Source organism: Pseudoalteromonas sp. 2CM39R (assembly GCF_023161845.1).
The window spans coordinates 60,853-83,372 of record NZ_JALNTM010000009.1 but is presented as its reverse complement, the minus strand read 5'-3'; the positions used below and the strand labels follow the sequence as shown (position 1 = coordinate 83,372).

Annotated in this window: 23 protein-coding genes and 1 other RNA gene; 9 read left to right on the top strand and 15 right to left on the bottom strand. The window is 42.0% G+C overall.

Annotated features, from left to right (window positions below):
- Positions 1-113: 113 nt before the first annotated feature.
- Both MTF66_RS20085 and MTF66_RS20080 read right to left on the bottom strand, forming a co-directional pair.
- Positions 114-2,360, bottom strand: coding sequence for a S46 family peptidase (locus tag MTF66_RS20085; RefSeq protein WP_248528218.1), 2,247 nt, complete (start codon positions 2,358-2,360; stop codon positions 114-116).
- 183 nt (positions 2,361-2,543) lie between these two features.
- Positions 2,544-2,786 (bottom strand): YdcH family protein, encoded by a 243-nt coding sequence (locus MTF66_RS20080; RefSeq protein WP_055020789.1) that lies wholly within the window; start codon positions 2,784-2,786, stop codon positions 2,544-2,546.
- 246 nt (positions 2,787-3,032) lie between these two features.
- Here MTF66_RS20080 and MTF66_RS20075 point away from each other — a divergent pair, with 246 nt between their 5' ends.
- Positions 3,033-3,662 (top strand): response regulator transcription factor, encoded by a 630-nt coding sequence (locus MTF66_RS20075; protein ID WP_248528214.1) that lies wholly within the window; start codon positions 3,033-3,035, stop codon positions 3,660-3,662.
- Positions 3,649-5,214 (top strand): MASE1 domain-containing protein, encoded by a 1,566-nt coding sequence (locus MTF66_RS20070; protein ID WP_248528499.1) that lies wholly within the window; start codon positions 3,649-3,651, stop codon positions 5,212-5,214. The genes MTF66_RS20075 and MTF66_RS20070 overlap by 14 nt, the downstream gene beginning before the upstream one ends.
- A gap of 10 nt (positions 5,215-5,224) precedes the next feature.
- Here MTF66_RS20070 and MTF66_RS20065 read toward each other — a convergent pair whose 3' ends face one another.
- The 3 genes from MTF66_RS20065 to rsmI all read right to left on the bottom strand — a co-directional run bounded on the left by MTF66_RS20065 (position 5,225) and on the right by rsmI (position 7,356).
- Positions 5,225-5,746 carry a hypothetical protein gene (locus MTF66_RS20065; RefSeq protein ID WP_054561081.1) on the bottom strand — a complete coding sequence of 174 codons (522 nt, stop codon included), beginning with the start codon at positions 5,744-5,746 and terminating at the stop codon, positions 5,225-5,227.
- 358 nt (positions 5,747-6,104) lie between these two features.
- Positions 6,105-6,456, bottom strand: an RNA gene (gene rnpB / locus MTF66_RS20060) — RNase P RNA component class A.
- A 42-nt stretch (positions 6,457-6,498) separates the two neighbouring features.
- Entirely contained in the window at positions 6,499-7,356 is an 858-nt protein-coding gene (gene rsmI / locus MTF66_RS20055; RefSeq protein ID WP_135923454.1) for a 16S rRNA (cytidine(1402)-2'-O)-methyltransferase, read from the bottom strand.
- Positions 7,357-7,417: 61 nt separating this feature from the next.
- Between rsmI and MTF66_RS20050 the strand changes: the two genes are divergently transcribed.
- From MTF66_RS20050 to dolP, 4 genes are read left to right on the top strand one after another with little or no spacing between them, the layout of a single operon-like run.
- The gene (locus tag MTF66_RS20050) at positions 7,418-9,295 is read left to right on the top strand and encodes a penicillin-binding protein activator (protein WP_248528211.1); all 1,878 of its coding nucleotides are present in this window, start codon (positions 7,418-7,420) and stop codon (positions 9,293-9,295) included.
- Between the two features lie 38 nt (positions 9,296-9,333).
- Positions 9,334-9,705 (top strand): YraN family protein, encoded by a 372-nt coding sequence (locus MTF66_RS20045; protein ID WP_063528301.1) that lies wholly within the window; start codon positions 9,334-9,336, stop codon positions 9,703-9,705.
- A 32-nt stretch (positions 9,706-9,737) separates the two neighbouring features.
- Positions 9,738-10,325, top strand: coding sequence for an SIS domain-containing protein (locus tag MTF66_RS20040; RefSeq protein WP_054561085.1), 588 nt, complete (start codon positions 9,738-9,740; stop codon positions 10,323-10,325).
- Entirely contained in the window at positions 10,325-10,891 is a 567-nt protein-coding gene (gene dolP, locus MTF66_RS20035; protein WP_175078727.1) for a division/outer membrane stress-associated lipid-binding lipoprotein, read from the top strand. Before MTF66_RS20040 ends, dolP begins: the two co-directional genes overlap by 1 nt.
- A 65-nt stretch (positions 10,892-10,956) precedes the next feature.
- On the opposite strand, the gene MTF66_RS20030 is transcribed toward dolP, so the two are convergent.
- The 8 genes from MTF66_RS20030 to zapE all read right to left on the bottom strand — a co-directional run bounded on the left by MTF66_RS20030 (position 10,957) and on the right by zapE (position 17,638).
- Positions 10,957-11,397: a ClpXP protease specificity-enhancing factor gene (locus tag MTF66_RS20030; RefSeq protein ID WP_054554182.1), complete on the bottom strand. Its 441-nt coding sequence runs from the start codon at positions 11,395-11,397 to the stop codon at positions 10,957-10,959.
- Positions 11,397-12,023, bottom strand: a complete 627-nt coding sequence (gene sspA, locus MTF66_RS20025) for a stringent starvation protein SspA (protein WP_054554181.1) — start codon at positions 12,021-12,023, stop codon at positions 11,397-11,399. Before sspA ends, MTF66_RS20030 begins: the two co-directional genes overlap by 1 nt.
- A 79-nt stretch (positions 12,024-12,102) precedes the next feature.
- Positions 12,103-12,840: a cytochrome c1 gene (locus MTF66_RS20020; RefSeq protein ID WP_054554180.1), complete on the bottom strand. Its 738-nt coding sequence runs from the start codon at positions 12,838-12,840 to the stop codon at positions 12,103-12,105.
- Positions 12,837-14,102 (bottom strand): cytochrome b N-terminal domain-containing protein, encoded by a 1,266-nt coding sequence (locus tag MTF66_RS20015; protein ID WP_248528209.1) that lies wholly within the window; start codon positions 14,100-14,102, stop codon positions 12,837-12,839. The genes MTF66_RS20020 and MTF66_RS20015 overlap by 4 nt, the downstream gene beginning before the upstream one ends.
- On the bottom strand, positions 14,102-14,692 hold the full coding sequence (gene petA, locus MTF66_RS20010) for a ubiquinol-cytochrome c reductase iron-sulfur subunit (protein WP_054554178.1): 591 nt from the start codon (positions 14,690-14,692) through the stop codon (positions 14,102-14,104). The genes MTF66_RS20015 and petA overlap by 1 nt, the downstream gene beginning before the upstream one ends.
- Positions 14,693-15,345: 653 nt before the next feature.
- Positions 15,346-15,738 (bottom strand): 30S ribosomal protein S9, encoded by a 393-nt coding sequence (rpsI, locus tag MTF66_RS20005; RefSeq protein ID WP_095209788.1) that lies wholly within the window; start codon positions 15,736-15,738, stop codon positions 15,346-15,348.
- A gap of 8 nt (positions 15,739-15,746) precedes the next feature.
- Positions 15,747-16,175 (bottom strand): 50S ribosomal protein L13, encoded by a 429-nt coding sequence (rplM, locus tag MTF66_RS20000; protein WP_054561088.1) that lies wholly within the window; start codon positions 16,173-16,175, stop codon positions 15,747-15,749.
- Positions 16,176-16,549: 374 nt separating this feature from the next.
- Positions 16,550-17,638, bottom strand: coding sequence for a cell division protein ZapE (gene zapE, locus MTF66_RS19995; protein ID WP_054561089.1), 1,089 nt, complete (start codon positions 17,636-17,638; stop codon positions 16,550-16,552).
- A 178-nt stretch (positions 17,639-17,816) separates the two neighbouring features.
- Here zapE and MTF66_RS19990 point away from each other — a divergent pair, with 178 nt between their 5' ends.
- The 3 genes from MTF66_RS19990 to MTF66_RS19980 all read left to right on the top strand — a co-directional run bounded on the left by MTF66_RS19990 (position 17,817) and on the right by MTF66_RS19980 (position 20,917).
- A complete protein-coding gene (locus MTF66_RS19990; protein WP_054561090.1) occupies positions 17,817-18,260 on the top strand; it encodes a YhcB family protein in 444 nt (147 codons plus the stop codon).
- 123 nt (positions 18,261-18,383) lie between these two features.
- Positions 18,384-19,736, top strand: coding sequence for a Do family serine endopeptidase (locus MTF66_RS19985; protein ID WP_054561091.1), 1,353 nt, complete (start codon positions 18,384-18,386; stop codon positions 19,734-19,736).
- A gap of 98 nt (positions 19,737-19,834) precedes the next feature.
- Positions 19,835-20,917, top strand: coding sequence for a trypsin-like peptidase domain-containing protein (locus tag MTF66_RS19980; protein WP_248528206.1), 1,083 nt, complete (start codon positions 19,835-19,837; stop codon positions 20,915-20,917).
- Positions 20,918-20,985: 68 nt separating this feature from the next.
- Here MTF66_RS19980 and murA read toward each other — a convergent pair whose 3' ends face one another.
- Both murA and MTF66_RS19970 read right to left on the bottom strand, forming a co-directional pair.
- Positions 20,986-22,245: a UDP-N-acetylglucosamine 1-carboxyvinyltransferase gene (murA, locus tag MTF66_RS19975; RefSeq protein WP_055199193.1), complete on the bottom strand. Its 1,260-nt coding sequence runs from the start codon at positions 22,243-22,245 to the stop codon at positions 20,986-20,988.
- 15 nt (positions 22,246-22,260) lie between these two features.
- The gene (locus MTF66_RS19970) at positions 22,261-22,518 is read right to left on the bottom strand and encodes a BolA family protein (RefSeq protein WP_054554171.1); all 258 of its coding nucleotides are present in this window, start codon (positions 22,516-22,518) and stop codon (positions 22,261-22,263) included.
- Positions 22,519-22,520 lie beyond the last annotated feature (2 nt).

The following is a 22,520-nucleotide window of genomic DNA, read 5'->3' as shown; positions in this document are numbered from 1 at the left end:
TTTGTACATTACAAAAGTATTGAAAATAAACAAATTAAAAACGTTAGATTGGCAAAAATTAAAGACATAAAAAAACCGCAGCGATTGCTGCGGTTATTATTAACATAGCGGAGCTATTTAACTAGGGTCATTTCATCAAGTAGGTAACCTGCGTTATCAACTTCTTCCATTAACCAAAGCATGTATCGAATATCAACGTGAATAGCGCGGGTAATTTTGGCGTTAAAGTACCAATCTTTGGTGATTGATTCATAAGTCGAGTCAAAATTAAGACCCACCAATTCACCTTTACCATTCATGACTGGCGAACCTGAGTTACCACCTGTGGTATCAGCGCTACTTAAAAAGTTGACTGGTACTGAGTTAACTTCAAGAGGTTTAGCCGCTTGTGGCTCACAACCAAAGCTGAATAAACTACAGCTTACACCAGGTAAGCCTAAGTCACCGCGATAGTACGCGCCAAACGCTTGCTTTTTGTAAGCTTCAAGTACTTTATCGGTAACAACAAATGGTTTTTCACCTGTGTGTTTAGCCACTAAACCACGTAGAGATGTAAATGGCGTTTTATAAACAGCATCTGCCGCTGGGTAACCATCAACTTGTGCATAGCTTACGCGTAATGTGCCATTTGCATCTGGGTAAACTGGCTTACCTTTAGCGTTATTGAAAGCGATCACGGCTTGCATATACTGCGGGCGAACTTCTGCTAAACGACCCGCCATTTCTTTTTTATCAGCTTCTTGTGCCATGTTGGTATCGTATAGAGCAACAGCTAACTTTATGAATGGATCGTTTGATGCTTCAAACTCTGCGACAGATTTACCAATCCAGTTAACACGTGCTTCTACATCTGTAAGCTCTGTATTAGCATAAAAAGAAGCAATAATCGCATCAAGCTTAGCTTGTGTAGTGGTATCTGTAATACCTAAGCCGTCGTTTAATGCCGCAACTTGCGCTGCTTTATCTTGCGCTAAATAGTTACCTAAGTAGCTTAACCATAAGGCTTTATCGACTTCAGGCGTAAACTGTTTTTGTAAACGCTCTAAACGCGCTTTAAGCATAGGAAGATCGCGCTCTTGATAACCCATTTCGCGCTCTGCATTAGGCTTTTCGCTTTCTTTAGCTAAGCGGTATAAACGAATTGCCGCACTTAATAAGTCTGCGCGTTTTGCGTAATCAAAGTAAAAATGGCTTTGTTGCTGTGCGTGCGCTTCTACTAATAATGACTGTAATGCGTGATATGAGTCTGCGTAAGCTTTACGCTCAGCACTTTGTGCAAACCAAGCTAAGTATTCTTGCTCTTGCGCAGCTTTAATACCCGGAATATCCGTTACTTTAAAGCCATCCTGTAAGCCTTCCAGTTTCTTTAAACGGTTGTTAGTGCTTTTTACACGAGAGGCATATTTAACTTGTGCTTGCTCATCGCCTTCGCTCTGCTTGGCAATCACATCAAGAGTCATGTTGTAAGTATTAAGCAATGTCGGGTAATACCAACTCGCTGAATAATTTACTTCATCTGCTAGTTTATAGCGGCTAGTGCGACCAGGGTAACCTGCCACCAGCACGCCATCACCTAAGCTTACGCCGCTCGCATTCACTTTTAAGAACGACTTTGGCTCATAAGGTACGTTATCTTCGCTGTAATCTGCAGGCTTACCATCTTTACCAACATAACCACGTACAAAAGTAAAATCGGCCGTGTGACGTGGGTATTCAAAGTTATCAATGTCACCACCAAAGTTACCTAGCGCTTCTGCCGGAGCATACACTAAGCGCACATCTTTGATCATCAGTTGTTTGATCATGAAGTACTCTAAGCCATGATGGAAATCACGCACTGTACAACGGTAGTTAGGATCTGACTCACACTCGCTGATCAAGGCTTTGCGGTTTGCCTGAATCGCCTCAAAACGCGCTTTGCCGTGTAGATCTGCTGGTAAGTTACCCAGTACGCGATCTGTTACATCATCCACTTGTTCAGTGACATACAAACGCTCTTGCGGGCCTGCTGGTAGCTCTTTTGACAAATCAGCTGCTAAAAAGCCTTTTTCAATTAAGTTGTTTTCTGGTGTGCTGTTATTTTGAATCGCGCCATAAGCACAGTGATGATTAGTTACCGCTAAGCCTTTTGGTGACACAAATGACGCTGAACAATAGCCTAAACCAACCACTGCATTGAGTGGATATTGGTTAAGATCTGCCACTTGTGAAGCCGGTAACTCAATACCAACGCGGTCAAACTCGCTTTGTAATTGTTTTAATTGATGCGGTTGCCACTGCCCTTCATCAGCGTATGCGCTACCTACAGCGACAACACCCATGAGTGCTAATGAAGTAGTAATAATATTTTTTTTAATCATGTTAATCCCAGTCAGTGCAAAGCACTATTCCATTGTTGCCTTAAAAAATCGCGCTAAGACTACCATAACCTTGATTAAGTAAAGGGATATTGCGATTAAATACGATTGGAGAGTAAAAATAGAGGAGAGAAAAAGCTCCTACCGTAAGAATGCAGTTAGCAGGAGCATTATTCGATTCATTTATTAAGCACTGGCTTTTAAAAAGTCATAAAGTTCATCTTTTAGCACGGCGCGTTGATGCTTCTTTTCATGCATGTCCGCATCTTCTATTGGAGAGTCTTGCAACTCAAGAGAGCGAATTTCTTTATCCATATCATCGTAACGTTGCATGGTTTTCTTGAAGTGAGCATCGTGTTTCGCGAGGCTATGGATTAATTCATTAAACTCTGGGAATTCATTCAATAACGAGTGTTTTTCGCCTAGCATGGGCAACTCCTTTAGCTAGAATTTAAGTTCAATTTCACTGTACCACTGCAACATACAGAGTCAACGCAGTAACCTTGTCCGAGATCAATAATCACAACGATTCAGAAAATATAGCGTTTAAACTAGAAATGTTCCTAAGCTTTAGTCCCATTAAAATCACTGCGTATCAATGTGTATTTAATATAAGAATAATTCCTAGACATAACTTATTGAATTAGGGATATAATAAAAATCTATGGAGGGATTATGCGAATTGGAATCATTGAAGATCATCAACTTGTTAGAGATAGCTTTAAAAAATTATTAGAGCTACAAAACGGGTGGCAAGTTATCATAGAAGCCTGCTCAGTCACTGAGGCAAAACTTGCTGTTAACTTAGAGCAACCGAATGTATTTATTGTTGATATATCAATGCATGACGGTGAAAACGGACTCGCATTTCTTACCTATCTAAACACTCACTTTCCCGACATAAAAACCATTGTTGCTTCTATGTATGACTACGAGCCTTACGTTAGCAACGCCTTAAAGCTCGGTGCTCAAGCTTATGTTTCTAAACGCTCAGCATCAGAAGCTTTAATTGATGCAGTCAATTCAGTTATTAAAGGAGGGCGCTATATCAGTGAAGATGTGAAATTTAATACTACTTCCCCCGTAAGCAAACTTTCTTTTTTAACACCAAGAGAGAAAGAGGCACTTCCCTTATTTGCCAAAGGGCTAAATGCTAAACAAGTTGCGCAACAACTCGATATGATGCCCAAAACAGCCCACGTACATAAAACGAATATATACAACAAACTTGAAGTCACTAATTCATTTGAATTATTAAAAATTGCTATAGATTCCGGGATGATCACACTTGATGAACTGGCATAAGCTCATTTCAACAAAGTATTCTTCACGCAGCTTTATAACTGAAGTATTTAACCAGTTATTAGTGTTTGCGCTTTACTTTTTAGCCTTATATTTATCCTCTTGGGTGAGTAATCATTTAGAAACCGTTGCCCAAAGTAGTGCGATTTACCTGCCAGCAGGAGTGAAGCTTGCATTCTTTGTTATTTTTCCAGTGCGATTTTGGCCAATGCTTTGGATTGCCTCTCGACTTTATGCGTCGTATTTAGGTGTCTATTACAATGGTGAATGGAGCTTTGATTTATTTCATGGTTTCTTTCAAGAATTAACCTATATGGCTATCGTCTACAGCTTTAAGAAAAGCCGCTGGCCACCAAAAATCACCTCTAATTCCGGGGCTTTGTCGTTAATTCTACTTGCCGTTTTTTCAGCTTCTTTTAAATGGTTTTTGTTTTCGAGCGCCTTTGAATTCACAACCTGGTTAGAAGGTAAGCAAGTATTACAATATCAACTTAATATGACATTAGGCGACTTGACGGGAACATTATTAGTGGCCCCAGCATTATTGTTAATCAGCCAAAGCTACAACCTTGTCCCCTCTCGTCATCATGCTGTTATTTTACTAAGCTTATTAGCACTGGCATCTATTTACATTGTTAGTTACCTAGGCCACTCAGATCTTTATCCCTTGCTACGCCTTTGCTCACTTCTACCGGTAATTTGGTTCTCTTATAAATTTGGTATTAAAGGAGCAATAGCAAGCGCCTTGGTAAGTAATACGCTGATCGTTGCACAAGCAGGCTTCACCCAAGATGCGACCAATACTTACATTAGCCAATTATTTATCCTAGCCAATTCAGTAACAGGGTTACTGGTAGGGACCGCCACTAACGAGTTAAAGATCAAAAATAATCAACTACAAGCCAGTAACGAAAAACTCTCGGCGCTGCTTGAGAAAAATAAACAGCTCGCTAAACGCATGGTAACTGTGCAAGAAAATGAGCGAAAGTACTTGTCTCAAGAACTCCATGACGAATTAGGCCAAAATCTAACAGCACTTAAAACTGAACTGACGGTACTTTCGATAGCGCAACGAAATAATGAAAATACCCTCGTTGAAGGCCTAAAAGAAAATGCAAAGGCGATGTATGACTCTGTTTATCAAATTATGCATCACTTAAGACCTAGAGAGCTTGATGAGCTTGGGCTAGAGCAAGCTCTTAAAGAAGGACGCTTTAACTCTCTGCTAAGTAAAGCATCAATCAAATACGTAGCTGAAATAAACTTAAGTTCTGCAATATCAGATGAACATCAAACAGCTATTTACAGAATTTGCCAAGAAGCAGTCACTAACTGCATCAAGCACAGTACAGCCACAGAGCTAAGGCTCAGGTTGTTGGCTCACGAACAGTATATACGCCTTACTATTATGGATAATGGAAAAACCAAGACCACACTGCAAGAGTCTGGTGGCTACGGGTTATCATTTATTGAAGAGCGGGTTATTGCTCTTGGCGGTACATGTACGGTTACTGAAATAGATGGATTTAAAATTGAAGTATACTTTGATATTTAAATACAACTAGTTACCTTAAATAAACCTGCTTGGTAAGATATTTTTTCTTAATATTCGCAAGCTGTATTTCTGCTTGATTGCCTATAAGCTGTAACAACAAGCCATGCGCTATTTCCCTTTCGCCCAACTTCGATTTAACAACAACTTCTTTACCAATTGCACCTTGCAACCTCGGTTTAGGAAAACTCGCTTTAGTAACAGGTTTAAGCCCCTCGTTTTCAACAAACAAATTTAGACAATGCTGCTTAGCGGCACTGATCCAGTCATCATGGGATTTAACAATATCAACGTTATTTAGAAAGTGTATCAAAGCGCTATTTCGACTACTAAATTCGCTCGAAACATCAGACATATTTTTCACTTGTGCCCACTTACGAATAACAACGTACTTGCCTTGCTTGAGCCTAGCTAAACTCGTCGACGCCCCCGTCATCCTGCTATACCATTCAATTCTGTAACAAGAAGAGCCTAAGCTGTGAAGAAGAATAGTCGTATTGCCAAACTCCTTAGTACTTCCCTCAATAACACTCATTTTCAATCCATTAAGCATAAGTAAATTAGATTTAAAGGATATAAAGAACAAGCCGTTATGATAATGAGTGACTTTCTTAGTGAGCCTAAGAAAAATTCCTAGTTTGCAGAGAATGGTTAAACAACTGAAGAGTGCCCTCTTGATAATAAAAAGCAAACAATTTCGATTTGGTTTGAGGGTTTCGAAAACATGGCTTTTTTAGAAAACAAAAAAGCCCCGCATTGCTGCGAGGCTTTTTATATGATTTGGTGAGTCAGCCAATAAGCCGCTGTTTTGTATGCGCGGAGTGGTTTTTCTTAATTTTATGTCCATGCAATAAACAAAAAGCCCACAGTTTTCACTGTGGGCTTTCTTTAATTTGGTGAGTCAGCCAGTAAGCCGGGTTCTGTCGTGGATAATCATTCGTCTAGGCCATAAATTGCTCTATGGCTCAAGCAACCTACCCGGTTCCAACGTGGGCCACGCCATAAGGAACCCTATTTGGTCTTGCTCCGGGTGGAGTTTACCTTGCAACCAACTGTTACCAGTGGCCCGGTGCGCTCTTACCGCACCCTTTCACCCTTACCAACCGAAGTTGGCGGTCTCCTCTCTGCTGCACTTGTCGTAGGCTCGCGCCCCCCAGCCGTTAGCTGGCACCCTGCCCTGTGGAGCCCGGACTTTCCTCCCCCTGCGCATTTTCGTTGCAGGCAGCGATTATCTCGGCTGACTCGGCGCGCAGTATACCTGAGCGCGCTCGTCTATGCAGTAAAGAATTAGTCTTTTTCGTCAATAATTGCTTTATAAAGTGCGTTTTTCTTCAAACCAAAATACTCAGCCACAACACCACAGGCTTTTTTCAGTGGCATTTCGGCTTCGAGTAAACCGAGCATGCGTCGCGCATCTTCTGGAATATCGTCACTTTGCTTTGCTTTACCCGGTAGCATCAATACGATTTCACCACGTTGCTTAGTTGGGTCATCCGTTAAGAACTGTTTTAATTCGGCAACCGTGCCATTGAAAAAGGTTTCGAAAGTTTTGGTAAGTTCTTTGGCAAACACTACTGGCTGCTCTGCACCGAGTGCTGCTTCTAAATCATCAAGGCTCGCCATAATACGGTGGGTACTTTCATACATGATGCTAGTAATACCTGAGTTTACCGCTTCAATGAAAAAGGTCTGCCTTGCTTTACTCTTTGCTGGTGTAAAACCAATAAACTGAAAACGATCTGTTGGTAAACCAGAACAACATACAGCGGTAATTGCAGCACATGCTCCCGGCACTGGCGTAACATGCGCGCCTTGTTCACGGCATAAATTGACCACCGCATAACCTGGGTCGCTAATAAGTGGCGTGCCGGCGTCAGATACCAACGCAATGTTCATTCCTTGCTCTAACCAATCTACAATTTGTTGCGCTTTTTGTTTCTCGTTGTGGTCATGTAAAGCAAAGGTTTTTGCTTTGATATTAAAATGGCTTAACAACTTTCCTGTGTGACGAGTATCTTCAGCGGCTATTAAGTCAACCTCAGATAGGGTTTGGATGGCACGCTGGCTGATGTCATCAAAGTTACCAATAGGCGTGGCAACAATGTAAAGAGTGCCGATTTTATCTGAATTGTCCTCATTTAACATTGAGGTCTCCTGCGTCAGTCAGTAATATAAGCAAATCGCGTTAACGTATCGGGAAATCATTGTGCGACTTAAACTTGTTAGTCTATTAATTGTATTGTCAGGGTTATCGGCTTGTAGCACAACCGAAAAACCTCGAAATAGTGCAGAAAATCAATCGAGCCAATCGAGTATTGCGCTATCACAGCTAACCGACGCACAATCTATGTACCAAGCGGCGCTAAACCGTCAAGGTGCCGATAAAATCCAGCTTTTATATACTGCACGTGATGCGGCTATCAGCGAAGAGCGCTGGGCACTGCTAGAAAAAATCTGCCTCGAACTAGAAGCAACCCCAAGTGTCGACCAAATTCAAAACAAACTTTACATTGCCCTTGCGCAAGAACATCAAGGCAAAAGCGACTTAGCTTTAGCTCAGTTACAACAACTTGAGCCTCAGTTAAGCCAGCCAGAGCATCAAGCATGGCATCAATACCTGACTGCGCGCGTTTACGCTTCGCAAGGTATGCCAAAACAAGCAATGCCTTTCTTTTTTAAGGCATCAACACTTAGCAGTGAAAATAACTTTACCGTTGCCAATTTAAACAAAGATTTATGGCAAAGCCTAACCCAGCTTTCATCGTACGCACTTGAGCGCTTTAACCGAGGCTCTGTGGTGCAACAAGGCTGGGTTAATTTAGCTCTTTATCATCAAGTGTATTTAGGTGCGCCTGTAGAACTTCACCAAGCAATGAATAACTGGCTGCGTCGCTACCCGGGTCACCCAGCTGCTGAGGTACTACCAAAAAAAGTGACTGAGCTAGTACAAATTGAACCTCTAAATGTGAACCGTTTAGCTGTACTTATTCCACAATCAGGTGCTAATGAGCGATTAGGTGATGCCTTAAAAGCCGGTGTGCTTGCGGCCCTAGATGGACAGTCATTAGAGCAAACCCTATTTATTGATGAATCACTATCAGCTGCAGAGATCTCACTCAAGCTAAGCGAATTTAATGCTGATTTTGTTATTGGCCCACTACTAAAAAGCAATATCGAAAAGCTTACTAGCGCACAAACGCTGGTTGATTACCCGGTAATGCATTTAAACACCTTTGATGGTGAGCGCATTTCACAGCAGCACTTTTTCTTTGCACTGAGCCCTGAGCATGAAGTTCAGCAAGCCTTAGAGCGATTTTTAACAGCAGGCTATCAAAAGCCGATGTTGCTAGCCCCTAATAATAGTAACGGTCAGCGTTTAGTTGAGCACTTTAATACGCAGTGGCAACGATACAGCGAAGTTAAACCACAAATAGGGTTTTACTCAGGTAAAGATGATATGCCGAAAACGATCACTGGCTTACTTGAAGTAGACCAAAGTAAAGAGCGTATTAAAGTCGTCAAATCATTATTCAAGCAAGAAGTAGAAAGTGAAACCCGCTCACGCAGCGACATTGACGTGATTTATATTTTAGGTGATGCCACCGAAACACGCTTAATCAAGCCTTATTTAGACGTTAATGTGAGTACCTTTGCAGATCGAATCCCGCTTTATGCCAGCTCAAAAAGCCACAGTAAACAAATTGATAGAACCGATAAAGGCGACTTAGATGGCCTTTATTTTACGGAACTACCTTGGATGCTTGACGGTCAAATTCAGCAACACAATTTACGCCAGCAGTACGAAAGCTTATGGCCTGAAAACGCAGATATAAGCCAGCGCTTATTTGCCATGGCGTTCGATGCAGCCAGTATGCTCGGTGATGTAAAACAACTGAGTATGGTACAAGGCAAACGCTTTAGTGGTATCAGTGGTCAATTAAGCATTGCTAGTAATGGCTATGTTACACGCACCCTAGATTGGGCACAGTACAAGAATAAGAAAATCATTGCGGTTGATTTAGCGACTGAGCAACCAATCCCGCTATTTATGCAATCTGCTATTGGGATCAATGCCGCTGAATAACCCTTTTTAAAACGTATTATTAGCTCAAGGATGAAGCTATGTCGTGGTTTAAGCAATTGTGGCAAAATAGCCGCGAGAAAGGCCTGTATTACGAACATCAGGCAGAACAGTATTTAATACAACATGGCTTAAAAGCCATTGAGCGCAATTACTTATGCAAGTACGGCGAGCTCGATTTAATAATGCGTGACGGGCAAACACTGGTATTTGTAGAAGTAAAATTTAGAAAAAACACCCTGCGTGGTGGTGCAAACTATGCGCTCAGCAAACAAAAGCAGCAACGATTAAGGCGCACGATTAGCCATTATCTTGCCGAGAAAAAGATCTCAAACCAGGCAATGCGAATAGACTATGTCGCTATAACAGGAGAGCTTAACAGCACCCTAAACTGGTTTAAAAATGTTTACTAACGCCGTTTGGCGTCGGCTTAATTTGGTAGGTTATGCAAGAAACGATAAAAAAAATCTTTACCGAAAATATTCAAGTTCAAATAGCGGCAGGTGAAGTACTGCCAAGCGCACTTGAATCGGCAGCGTTCACCATTGCACAAAGTCTTATTAACGGCAATAAATTGCTGTGTTGTGGCACTCCTAGCTGCCACATGTTGGCACAGCATATGGCAGGGCTGTTAATTAACTTTTATGAAACCGAGCGCCCATGCCTACCCGCAGTTGCGCTTGCACAAGATCAAGTTAACTTAGGCTCAGCCGCAAATAATGATGAGCACGAAACCTTTGCACGACAAATTCGTGCATTTGCACAGCAAGGCGACCTTTTACTGGCAATTGCTGTTAATGGTAATGAAAAGCAGATTATCTCAGCCGTTGAAGCGGCACTGACCCGTGATATGAAAGTTATTGTGCTTGTTGGTGATGACGGCGGTGAATTAGTTGGCTTACTTGGTCCAAATGATGTTGAAATTCGCGTGCCATCCAAACGCCCAAGCCGTATTGTTGAGTCACACTTAGTGAATTTACACTGCCTCAGTGAGCTTATCGATTTAACCTTATTCCCACAGGAAGAAAATTAATGTTTAAACAGTCTTTACTAGTATTTGGTACCGTTTTATTGCTGCAAGGCTGTGCAGCTGCCGTTGTCGCCGGTACTGCAGGCGCTGTAACTGCTGCGAATGATCGCCGCACGATTGGTTCACAAATCGACGATAACAACATCGAAATTAAAAGTTCTATTGCTATCAGCGAAAATGAGCGTCTTCACAAATATGCTAACGTTAACGTCATTAGCGTTAATGGTATTGTGCTTATGATTGGTCAAGTTGCTAACGCAGAAATGAAAGACGAAGCACAACGCGCTATTGAGGGCGTTGATGGTATTCGTAAAATCCACAACCAAATTCGCATTGGTTCAAATATTGGCATGAGTACGCAAACGCACGACTCTTGGTTAACTTCTAAAGTGAAAACGCAATTGCTCACCACAGAAAGCATCAGCAGCAATAACATCAAAGTAGTAACAGAGAATGGCGAAGTCTTTTTAATGGGCTTAGTGAGCGATTCTGAAGCGAATTTAGCGGTTGATGTAGCACGTAACGTATCAGGCGTTGAACGTGTTATTAAAGTGTTTGAATATTTATAATATCCAACCGTAAATTGATAATAAAAAACCCGCTAAATAGCGGGTTTTCTTTTGTCTGACTAAAGTTACTTAATCACTCGTAAGTGAGCACCTTTTTTCTTCTCTGGTTTAGCAGGTGGTTCATCATCTGGCGTAATATCGTCAGGTGTTTCAACACTTTCTAATACCGGAGCAAAATCGTCTTCGTCCTCGATGAATTCTTCTGCAGTAAATACAGTCCCTTCACCATTCTCACGTGCATAAATTGCGAGCACAGCACCCATAGGTACGTACACTTGCATTGGTTGACCACCAAAGCGCGCATTGAAGCTCAGCTGTTGGTTGTCCATTGCAAATTGCGTTACCGCTGATGGGCTAATGTTCAAAACGATCTGACCGTCTTGCACAAACTGTGTTGGTACTTGTACAGCAGGAAAATCAGCGTTAACCACTAAGTGTGGTGTGCACTGATTATCAACAATCCAATCAAAGAAAGCGCGTAGTAAATAAGGACGATTAGGCGTCATTATAAACGGATCTCACGCTCTGCTTCAGTTAATGAAGCTTGGAATGATTCACGCTCAAATAAACGCAACATGTATTCTTTAAGCTCTTTCGCGCCTGCACCATTAAGCTCAATGCCAAGCTCAGGTAAACGCCAAAGTAGTGGTGCTAAGTAACAATCAACTAAGCTGAACTCTTCACTCATGAAGTAAGGTGCTTCAGAGAAGATTGGTGCAATTGCAAGTAACGCTTCTGTAAGCTCTTTACGTGCTTGCGCAGCTTCGCTGCTACCGCTAGTGATTTTGTTAGCTAGGCTATACCAATCCGTGTCGATACGATGCATCATCAGACGACTACGGCCACGCATAACCGGATAAACTGGCATTAGTGGAGGATGAGGGAAACGTTCATCAAGGTATTCCATGATGATGTTTGCCTGATATAAACCAAGCTCACGATCGATCAGTGTTGGTACTGTACCGTAAGGGTTAATCTCATGAAGTGCTTCTGGCAGGTTATCCTTTTCAGCCAGGTGAATGTCAACACTTACACCTTTTTCAGCAAGTACGATACGTACTTGATGGCTATACATACAGTTAGCACCAGAAAACAGGGTCATTACAGGGCGCTTATTGGCAGCTACGGCCATGCCTACCTCCATTATATTACAAAAACAGCAATAGGGGCTTAAGCCCCTATCACAAAACTACCTTTCAAAATGCCCAGGATTAGTGAACATCTCTCCAGTATTCTTTCTTCAGCATGAATGCCAAGATAAATAGAATCACTAGGAAACCAATTACCTTCAGACCTAACGCTTCTGACTCTAAACGTGACGGCTCGCCAACGTAAGCTAAGAAGTTAGTTAAGTCACGAGCAGCACGATCGTACTCGTCAACACTCATTTCACCAGAACCATCTGTTTCAACGCCAACAACTTTAGTCACAGTGTGACCATGTTCTTCCACTTCTTCAGTGATTGGTGTTGGTAAACCTTGTAGTTCTTGAAGAACGTGTGGCATACCTACCGATGGGAAAACAACGTTGTTTACGCCAAACGGACGAGACTCGTCTTTATAGAATGACTTCAGATAAGTGTAGATCCAGTCAGTACCACGAACTCGCGCAACAAGCGTAAGATCCGGTGGCGCTGCGCCAAACCATTTAGCTGCGTCATCTTTATCAATCGCATTTTTGATGTGGCTACCTACTTTTGAGCCATCAAAAATTAATTGCTCTTGACCAATCTCAGTAGGAATACCGATATCGCGGAACGTACGCTCATAACGTTGATACTGCATTTGGTGACAACCAAGACAGTAGTTCATGAACAATTTAGCACCGCGCTGTAAAGATGCGTTATCTTTAAGGTCAATGTTCGCATCCATTAAAGGAACCGAAGGACCTGCTGCCATTGTCAACGATGGCAACAATGCGAATAAACCGATAATTAGCTTTTTCATCATTTCGTCAACCTCGTTGGTAATGGCTTAGTTTTCTCATTCTTGCTGTAAACAAATAACAATACGAAGAACATGAAGTATGTCACAGTCGTGATTTGTGATAACAGCGTTTTGAAATCAGTTTGTGGTGTAGCACCAACCCAACCCAAGATAATGAAAGTTACCACGAATTGTGCGATGTTTAACTTGTGTAGACCACAACGATAACGAATAGAGCGAACCGAACCACGGTCAATCCAAGGTAGTAACGCAAGCACTACGATAGATGCACCCATCGCCACAACACCCATTAACTTGTTAGGGATTGCACGTAGGATTGCGTAGAATGGCGTAAAGTACCAAACTGGGAAAATATGCTCTGGTGTTTTCAGCGGGTTAGCTGCTTCGAAGTTTGGCGCTTCTAGGAAGAAACCATTCATCGCAGGCATAAAGAATACAACCCAACAGAATAAGATTAAGAAACCAACCACACCCACAATATCTTTTACTGTGTAGTAAGGGTGGAACGGGATTGCATCAACAATGTCTTTCTTGTTGGTGTAATACTCGTGGAATTTGAATTTAGGCTTATCTTCTTCAGCTACTGAGCCTTTCTTACGCTTGATTTCAACACCATCTGGGTTGTTTGAACCCACTTCGTGTAGTGCAACAATGTGTAAGAATACTAAGATAACGATTACTAAAGGTAATGCAATTACGTGTAGTGCAAAGAAGCGGTTAAGCGTAGCACCAGAAATTACGTAGTCACCACGGATCCAAAGCGTTAAATCATCACCAATAACCGGAATCGCACCGAATAGTGAAATGATTACCTGTGCACCCCAGAAAGACATTTGTCCCCAAGGTAGTAAGTAACCCATGAAAGCTTCAGCCATAAGTGCTAAGAAGATGAACATACCGAATAACCACAGTAATTCACGTGGTTTTTGGTAAGAACCGTAGATCATGCCACGGAACATGTGCAGGTATACAACGATAAAGAACGCTGATGCACCTGTTGAGTGAAGGTAACGAAGTAACCAACCGTATTCAACATCACGCATGATGTATTCTACCGATGCGAAAGCACCTTCAGCAGATGGTACGAAGTTCATTGTTAACCAAATACCAGTTACGATTTGGTTAACAAGTACTAACATGGCTAAAGAGCCAAAGAAGTACCAGAAGTTAAAGTTTTTTGGTGCTGGATACTGTGCAATATGCATGTTCCAAACACGTGTCATTGGAATACGATCGTCGATCCAACCAATAATTTTACCAAACATTACGCCACTCCTTTTTCTTCACCGACTAGAATAGTCGTGTCATCAAGGAAGGTATACGGAGGAATTTCTAGATTTAATGGTGCAGGTACAGATTGGAATACACGACCAGCCATATCAAATTTAGAACCGTGACACGGACAGAAGAAACCGTCGTCTGTGCCCTCTACTTTCTCACCAAAGCCACCTTGTAGGAAGCTAGGAGAACAACCTAAGTGCGTACAAATACCAACAGCAACGAAAATTTCAGGACGTTGCGAACGATATTCATTGGTTGATGATTCAGGTTGTTGAGGCTCTTCAGACGCAGGATCACGAAGTTGACCTTCATGTTCTTTCATCTGTTCAAGCATTCTTGGTGTACGATTAATAACCCAAACAGGTTTTCCTCGCCACTCAACACGTATTAATTGTCCTGGCTCAAGCTTGCTGATATCTACTTCTACAGGCGCACCCGCAGATTTAGCTCGCTCACTTGGATTCCAAGACGCAATAAAAGGAACAGCAGCCCCAGCCGCACCAACACCACCAACAACAGAGGTAGCTATGGTTAAAAAGCGACGTCGGCCATTGTCTACAGGCGCATTGCTCATCCACTTATCTCCACTATGATTCCCAACACTTGCCATATTGAGAACATCAGTTACAGCAGGTTAATTTTTAGAAATTTCAAAATAGACGCGATCATAATTAAAACCCTTGATTAAAACAAGGTTATTCACAGTCTCATGCTCGAATAAACCCTATTTAATGAATTATTAATTTAGGTTAGCTCGAGTATGAAGCCGCTGGTTATGATAACGCATATAAAAAAACAATATACTGACCAAGATCAACCTCACTAAGAGGAAACAGAATTCTGCATTAGCTGTTGTTGAACTCACTCACATTACTTGCCCCCCAATTGTAGCAAAAAATTTCATCAATTAACTGATGGATTTAAGCTAATTTTGCTAAATCTTGAAGTTTTTTTACTGTAATACGTACTAATTATTATCAGTGGTCAAATATCGAACGAAAAAAGGTAGGGTTTTGCGCTTCAGCGAGATGCGAGATGCGAGATGCGAGATGCGAGATGCGAGATGCGAGAAGTATATGGGAATATTAAGCCTTGGCAAGAACTTGTTCATTCAAGCAGTGAGCTCGCCTCTCGTTCTGCTAAAAACCGACGTCTGAAAGCTGACAGCTCCAAGAAACAAAAAACCCAGCCGAAGCTGGGTTTTTGGTATTCTGATAAACGTAAATATTAACGTTTTGAGAATTGTGGACGCTTACGTGCTTTCTTAAGACCCACTTTCTTACGCTCAACTTTACGTGCATCACGTGTAACGAAACCTGCTTTACGAAGTGTAGGACGTAGAGACTCGTCAAACTCCATAAGTGCACGAGTGATACCGTGACGGATAGCACCAGCTTGACCAGTAGTACCACCACCTGAAACAGTGATGTGTAGGTCAAACTTTTCAGTCATTTCTACGTGCTCTAATGCTTGACGAACAACCATGCGAGCAGTCTCACGACCGAAGTACTCTTCTAGAGAGCGCTTGTTGATTACGATGTTACCAGTGCCTGGGCGTAAGAATACGCGAGCACTTGAACTTTTACGACGACCTGTACCGTAGTATTGATTTGCCATGATAGTGCTCCTTAAATGTCTAGAACCTGAGGCTGTTGTGCAGCATGGTTGTGCTCAGTACCTGAGTAAACTTTAAGTTTACGGTACATTGCGCGGCCTAAAGGACCACGTGGCAACATGCCTTTAACAGCTTTTTCGATGATCATTTCAGGCTTTGCAGCTTGAAGCTTGTCGAAAGTAGTAGACTTAAGACCACCTGGGAAACCAGTATGAGCGTAGTACATTTTGTCTTTTGCTTTATTACCAGTAACAGTAACTTTCTCAGCGTTGATAACGATGATGTAATCACCAGTATCTACGTGAGGAGTGTATTCAGCTTTATGCTTACCGCGTAGGCGACGAGCGATTTCAGTAGCGATGCGACCTAAAGTTTTACCTTCAGCGTCAACTACGTACCAGTCACGTTTTACTGTTTCTGGCTTAGCAACAAACGTTTTCATTTATTAAAATCCAATGTTTTTTAATTAAAACCACAGGTAATTATTATTAATTACCGCTCTAAGTTGAATGCTTTAACCCCTTCGAGTTTAAGACTTTGAGCCATCAATTAGAGGCTAAACTAATATCTGGCAATAGAACGCAACGTGGCAGACGCGGGAGTATACCAGCACTTGAACCACATTGCTATATGATGGTTGTTTTTTATTCTAAAAAAACAGAAGTCAGAAGTCAGAAGTCAGAAGTCAGAAGTCAGAAGTCAGACTAAATAAAAACCATTAGGAAATGGATGCAAAGCTATTATTGTTCAAAACACAAATAATTAAGCCATCTTCTCGGTCAGCTAAAAACTAACGACTAAAATCTGACAACTTGACTAAGCTAGATGTTCTTTTGCTAAATACTCTAGCGATTGCATTTCTTGTAGTCGGCTAATACAACGCTTAAATTCAAAATTTAAGTTACCTTCGCTATATAGCTCGGTTATTGGCTTTTCAGCAGAGATAATCAGTGTTACATGACGCTCATAGAATTCATCCACTAACGCGATAAAACGACGTGCGGCATCATCATTGGCTTGGCCTAATGATTTTACGTTAGACAAAATCACCGTGTTATAAAGTCGGCTTATTTCCATGTAATCAACTTGGCTGCGGGCTGTTTCGCATAGTTCACTAAACTCAAACATAGCAATACAGTCAGAAACTTTACGGGTTTTGATCATCCGTCCTTCAATTTCAATTTCTTTATCGAGCACACCCGGCTCAGGTGACAACTTATCGAAGTATTCAAATAAATTATCATCAGCTTGCTTATCAAGCGGACTATGGAAAATTTCGGCTTGCTCAAGGGTACGTAAACGATAATCAACCCCCGAGTCTACATTTACGATTTCGGTGTTGGCTTTTACCAGCTCAATTGCTGGTAAGAAACGTGCACGTTGTAAACCATTTCGATACAGCTCATCAGGCACGATATTTGACGTAGCAACCAGCACAATACCGCGTTCAAATAATGCTTCCATCAAACCACCTAGTAGCATTGCATCAGTGATATCTTGCACAAAAAATTCATCAAAACAGATAATGTCTGTTTCTGATTTAAAGATATCTGCAACCACATTTAATGGATTACTGGTATTTTTTAACTTTTTCAACTCATCATGCACGCGATGCATAAAACGGTGAAAGTGCACACGCATCTTACGATCAGTAGGTAAAGCTTCGTAGAAAGTATCAACTAAATAGGTCTTACCTCTACCTACTCCGCCCCAAAAATACAGCCCTTTTATACTCGGCGTGCTATCTTTAGAGAATAGTTTGGCAAACCACCCCTTCGCGGCCGGTTTGTCTGCCGTTAGGTCATCATAGAGTCTTTGCAAATGGCGCACTGCATTTTCTTGCGCTGCATCATGTACAAAGTCTTCACGTTGTAAATCTTGTTGGTATTTCTGCCAAGGAGTCATAGGTCGTTACAATAAAACACAGTTAAATTTGCACAGTATATTAACACGCATCGTATCTCAGGGTATATTAGCCCGCAGTATGATTTCACAATCAAATTAAGCATATTTTAATAATGATTGGACTATAAATGCTTTTAAAGCATTTGTTTTTGTTATTTTTTCCCAAAGGGGTAGATTTATGGGTACAATTACCTGGATAGGTATTCTAATCATCGTTGCAATTTCAGCATTCTTCATTGGTGCTTTTGCAACCAAAAAACAATTCAAGCAAGACGAACTAGAACAGCAAGTTGAGCAAGCTAACAATGCGCTTGAACAATATCGTCAAGATGTGGCTGATCATCTAGCGAGCACAGGTAAGCTAGTATCTAAAATGAAAGATAACTACGATCAGCTACTGAACCATGTAGAAGAAACAAATAAACTACTACTTGCTGATAAAAAACAACATCCAAATGAGCCGTTCTTTTCTAAAGAAACGACTGAGCAATTACAAAACTCATTACAAGACCGCAGAGGCGATCGTTCAAGTGCCGAAGCACAACCTGCTGACTATGTTGTAGGTGAAACGGGCTTGTTCACTGGCTCAGAGAAAGTTTCAGAACATTCTAAAGCCTCTTGATGAACTTTTTTTTGACCCCATAGTCTTTAGATATAACAGCTTTATATCTAAACCAAGAAAAGGGCTGCTTATGCAGCCCTTTTTAGTTTTTGCTTTATCTCTGAAGTGGAGTAAACCCAGACTATGAAAATGAAATTATCTGTTATCAGTGCTGCTATTTTATCTTCTAGCTTATTATTAAGTCCTGCAATTTCAATGGCAAAACTTCCTGTTGCTGTAAATGGTCAACAATTGCCAACCCTAGCACCTATGCTTGAACAGATCACACCGGGTGTGGTGAGTATTCAAGTCTCAGGCTCTAAAGAAGTTCGCCGCCGTGCGACTCCTTTTGATGACTTTTTTGGTGTTCCTCGTGGTGGCAGTCAAAAGCGTGAATTTAGTGGCCTAGGCTCAGGTGTGATCATTGATGCAGACGAAGGTTACGTGGTAACCAATAACCATGTTATCGAAGACGCCGAAAAAATGGTGGTAACCTTAGAAGATGGTCGCGAATATGAAGCAACTAAAATCGGTAGCGACAAAGAATCAGATATTGCCTTATTGCAAATTGATGCAGAGGACTTAACCGCGCTTAAAATTGCCGATTCGGATCAGCTACGTGTAGGTGATTTTGCAGTTGCCATTGGTAATCCATTTGGTTTAAGTCACACAGTAACATCAGGTATCGTCAGTGCCCTTGGCCGTAGCGGTTTAAATATAGAAGGCTATGAAGACTTTATTCAAACCGATGCAGCTATCAACCAAGGTAACTCAGGCGGTGCGTTAGTTAACCTTAACGGTGAACTGATTGGTATCAACACCGCTATCTTAGGCGCATCTGGCGGTAACGTGGGCATTGGCTTTGCAATTCCATCTACCATGATGAAAAACCTTGTTGACCAAATTATCGAACACGGTGAAGTGCGCCGTGGCTCATTAGGTATTTCCGGTCGCCCACTTGATGCAGGCCTTGCTAAAGCACAACAACTCGACGTGAAGCAAGGCGCTTACGTTATGCAAGTAATGGATGATACCGCAGCAAGTAAAGCGGGCATCAAAGCCGGTGATGTAATTATTAGCGTTGATGGCACTGAAATTAGTGGCTTCCATGAACTACGCAGTAAAATTGCCACACTTGGTGAAGGCAAAAAAGTAAAACTGGGCATTTACCGAGATGGCAAAGTTAAAACTGTTAATGTCACGCTCGATGGTGCATCAGCCACAACTGCCGCAGGCGAAGAGACACACCCAGCTTTCCAAGGTGCAACATTAGAAAACACTCAGAAGAGTGATGGTAAAGGTGTTGAAGTAACCGGCGTGCAAGCACGTTCTCCTGCTGCTCGCGTTGGCCTTGAAGAAGGTGACGTGATCATGCAAGTCAATCGTCAACGCGTTGAAACAATTCGCGACATGAATAAGATCATCGAAAATACCAAAGGTAACATCGTACTAGGTGTTAAACGAGGTAGAGAGCTTATTTTCGTACTGATCCAGTAAACCTAGTTGATAAATCATGAAAAAATAACAGCGGTGCTTGCCGCTGTTATTTTTTTTGTGCCATCATTAAGGGATTGCTCACTGATAATAAGAATACTGTGCTAAAACTTTTTAAATTTATCCTTCCTCCGCTTTTCACCGGTTTAGGCATTGCCTTTTTAGTGGTGTTATTTAGCCCAAGCCTTCGTAGCACACTGTTACCAGATATGAGTTTACCTGCAGCGATATCCTCTGAGCACATGAGCTTTGCTGATGCAGTTCAAAAAGCGGCGCCGTCTGTTGTTACTATTTTTTCAGAAAGCATTTCCAATCAACCGCGCTATAAACGCCAAAACACTGTTCAAGCTCTTGGCTCTGGCGTGATCATGACCCAAGACGGCTATATTCTGACTAACTACCACGTAATCAAAAATGCCGATCTCATTATTGTTACACTCGCTGATGGCCGTCGTTTTTATGATGTACAAGTGATTGGTTTTGATACGCAAACAGATTTAGCGCTATTAAAGATCAGCGCTGAGCATTTACCTAAAATTCCAGTGAACGATAAATTTAAACCACGTGTTGGTGATGTTGTTTTAGCGATTGGTAACCCGCTTAACTTAGGGCAAACCATTACCCAAGGTATTATCAGTGCGACAGGTAAACAAAACTTAATCGATAGCCCTTACAGCAGCCTGTTACAGATGGATGCAGCGATTAACGTGGGTAACTCAGGTGGCGCGTTAGTCAATTCACGAGGTGACTTAGTCGGTATTACCTCGGCACAATTTAAAACTCATGAAAATCTCGATATTCAGGGTATCTTCTTCGCGGTACCTTACTCGATAGCCAAAGATGTGATGGATAAGCTAATCAAACATGGTCGTGTCGTACGTGGCTATTTAGGCTTCAGTGGCACAGGTATTGATAGCACTGGCAAAGATGTAAGCGATAGCTTTACACCTATTGCAGGCATGCGTATTTCTCAACTTGATCCATTTGGCCCTGCTTGGAAAGCAGGCATCAGAGAAACTGACATTGTGATCAAGATTGGCGGTATTCCTGTAGCCAACCCACAACAAGTGCTTGAGAAACTGGCGAATACAGAGCCAGGTAAAGAACTTGAATTTGAGATTTACCGAGATGGTAAGGTCTTAAAAGTGATGGTGACTGTTGCTGAACTCGAAGACGAGCAGTAGTTACTGAAACAACACAGATACAAAAAAGGCCTAACACTTGTTAGGCCTTTTTTATAAGTACTTAGCGATTAGCTTGAACGGCGCTTGATATTAGCACCCAGCGCACTCAACTTATCTTCAATGCGTTGATAACCACGATCTACATGATAGATGCGATCAACAATAGTCTCACCTTGAGCAACGATGCCAGTAAGAATTAGACTTGCAGAGGCACGTAAATCAGTTGCCATTACCTGTGCGCCCGATAAGCTTTCTGTATCCCCACAAATTGCCGTATTACCTTCTAAGCGAATGTTTGCGCCCATACGCTGTAACTCAGGCACGTGCATAAAACGGTTTTCGAAAATCGTTTCTGTGATGGTTGCACTGCCCTTCGCTACCACATTTAAAGCTGTAAATTGCGCTTGCATATCGGTAGGGAAACCCGGGTGTGGCATGGTCTTAATGTTAACCGCTTTTAGTTCGCGGCCACGCATATCAAGATAAATACTGTTATCAGTGACTTCAACCAAGGCATTAGTAGCACGCAACTTTTCAATCACAGGATCAAGACTATGGTGGTCTGTATTTTTACAAAGCACTTCACCGCCAGCCATTGCCGCCGCAACCAAGAAAGTGCCTGTTTCAATGCGATCGGGAAGAATGCTGTACTCACAACCTGATAGTGACTCAACCCCTTCAATTTCGATACGGCTAGTGCCTGCGCCACTGATCTTCGCACCCATCGCAATTAAGCAATTAGCAAGATCGGTAATTTCAGGTTCGCGAGCTGCATTTTCAAGTACTGTTTTACCGTCAGCCAGCGTTGCTGCCATCAATAGATTTTCTGTTGCACCAACACTGACCATCTCCATAAAGATCTCAGCACCTTTTAAGCGACCATCAACCTTGGCATTAATGTAACCATTTTCAACCTTGATGATAGCGCCCATGCGCTCAAGACCTTGAATATGGATATCAACTGGGCGAGCACCAATTGCACAACCACCAGGCAGTGATACTTGCGCTTCACCAAAACGGGCAACTAAAGGGCCTAATGCAAGTACTGAGGCACGCATTTGCTTTACCAGCTCGTACGGTGCAAGCGTTTTATCAACCGTCGCACCATCAATGATTAGTTTGTCTTGCTGCCACTCGACATTTGCACCCAATGTTTTTAATAAGGCCTCTGTGGTGCCGATATCGCGTAAACGAGGAACATTACTAAAGGTACTTTTGCCCTGCCCTAAAAGCGCAGCAAAAAGAATTGGAAGAGCGGCATTTTTAGCGCCAGAAATAGTGACTTCACCTGCCAGCGAGGTGCCACCTTGAATAACAAATTGATCCATTAGGAGGCCCTGCGACTATTGAGGTAAAATAAATTTTTGTTCGCGTTTCCATTCAGTCGGTGTAAACGCTTTGATAGATACAGCGTGGATTGTACCGTCTGAGATTGTTGACATTAACGGAGCATAAACCAACTGTTGCTTCTTCACGCGAGATAAACCATCAAAACACTCACCAACAGCAATCACTTCGTAGTGGCTACCATTTGCTTTAACAATCACTTCATCTAGTTTTAATTCGTCGCGTAATAACGTTTCGACTTGGCTTGTTTCCATAA

What these genes read in the sequence shown, in the direction of transcription:
- murA (WP_055199193.1), bottom strand. Translation starts at nt 22,245, where the DNA reads ATGGATCAATTTGTTATTCAAGGTGGCACCTCGCTGGCAGGTGAAGTC.
- sspA (WP_054554181.1), bottom strand. Translation starts at nt 12,023, where the DNA reads ATGGCCGTAGCTGCCAATAAGCGCCCTGTAATGACCCTGTTTTCTGGT.
- MTF66_RS20070 (WP_248528499.1), top strand. Translation starts at nt 3,649, where the DNA reads ATGAACTGGCATAAGCTCATTTCAACAAAGTATTCTTCACGCAGCTTT.
- MTF66_RS20080 (WP_055020789.1), bottom strand. Translation starts at nt 2,786, where the DNA reads ATGCTAGGCGAAAAACACTCGTTATTGAATGAATTCCCAGAGTTTAAT.
- MTF66_RS20020 (WP_054554180.1), bottom strand. Translation starts at nt 12,840, where the DNA reads ATGATGAAAAAGCTAATTATCGGTTTATTCGCATTGTTGCCATCGTTG.
- MTF66_RS20085 (WP_248528218.1), bottom strand. Translation starts at nt 2,360, where the DNA reads ATGATTAAAAAAAATATTATTACTACTTCATTAGCACTCATGGGTGTT.
- rplM (WP_054561088.1), bottom strand. Translation starts at nt 16,175, where the DNA reads ATGAAAACGTTTGTTGCTAAGCCAGAAACAGTAAAACGTGACTGGTAC.
- MTF66_RS20040 (WP_054561085.1), top strand. Translation starts at nt 9,738, where the DNA reads ATGCAAGAAACGATAAAAAAAATCTTTACCGAAAATATTCAAGTTCAA.
- MTF66_RS19990 (WP_054561090.1), top strand. Translation starts at nt 17,817, where the DNA reads ATGGGTACAATTACCTGGATAGGTATTCTAATCATCGTTGCAATTTCA.
- MTF66_RS20030 (WP_054554182.1), bottom strand. Translation starts at nt 11,397, where the DNA reads ATGACGCCTAATCGTCCTTATTTACTACGCGCTTTCTTTGATTGGATT.
- MTF66_RS20045 (WP_063528301.1), top strand. Translation starts at nt 9,334, where the DNA reads ATGTCGTGGTTTAAGCAATTGTGGCAAAATAGCCGCGAGAAAGGCCTG.
- dolP (WP_175078727.1), top strand. Translation starts at nt 10,325, where the DNA reads ATGTTTAAACAGTCTTTACTAGTATTTGGTACCGTTTTATTGCTGCAA.
- petA (WP_054554178.1), bottom strand. Translation starts at nt 14,692, where the DNA reads ATGAGCAATGCGCCTGTAGACAATGGCCGACGTCGCTTTTTAACCATA.
- MTF66_RS20075 (WP_248528214.1), top strand. Translation starts at nt 3,033, where the DNA reads ATGCGAATTGGAATCATTGAAGATCATCAACTTGTTAGAGATAGCTTT.
- rsmI (WP_135923454.1), bottom strand. Translation starts at nt 7,356, where the DNA reads ATGTTAAATGAGGACAATTCAGATAAAATCGGCACTCTTTACATTGTT.
- MTF66_RS19985 (WP_054561091.1), top strand. Translation starts at nt 18,384, where the DNA reads ATGAAAATGAAATTATCTGTTATCAGTGCTGCTATTTTATCTTCTAGC.
- zapE (WP_054561089.1), bottom strand. Translation starts at nt 17,638, where the DNA reads ATGACTCCTTGGCAGAAATACCAACAAGATTTACAACGTGAAGACTTT.
- MTF66_RS19970 (WP_054554171.1), bottom strand. Translation starts at nt 22,518, where the DNA reads ATGGAAACAAGCCAAGTCGAAACGTTATTACGCGACGAATTAAAACTA.
- MTF66_RS20015 (WP_248528209.1), bottom strand. Translation starts at nt 14,102, where the DNA reads ATGTTTGGTAAAATTATTGGTTGGATCGACGATCGTATTCCAATGACA.
- MTF66_RS20065 (WP_054561081.1), bottom strand. Translation starts at nt 5,746, where the DNA reads ATGAGTGTTATTGAGGGAAGTACTAAGGAGTTTGGCAATACGACTATT.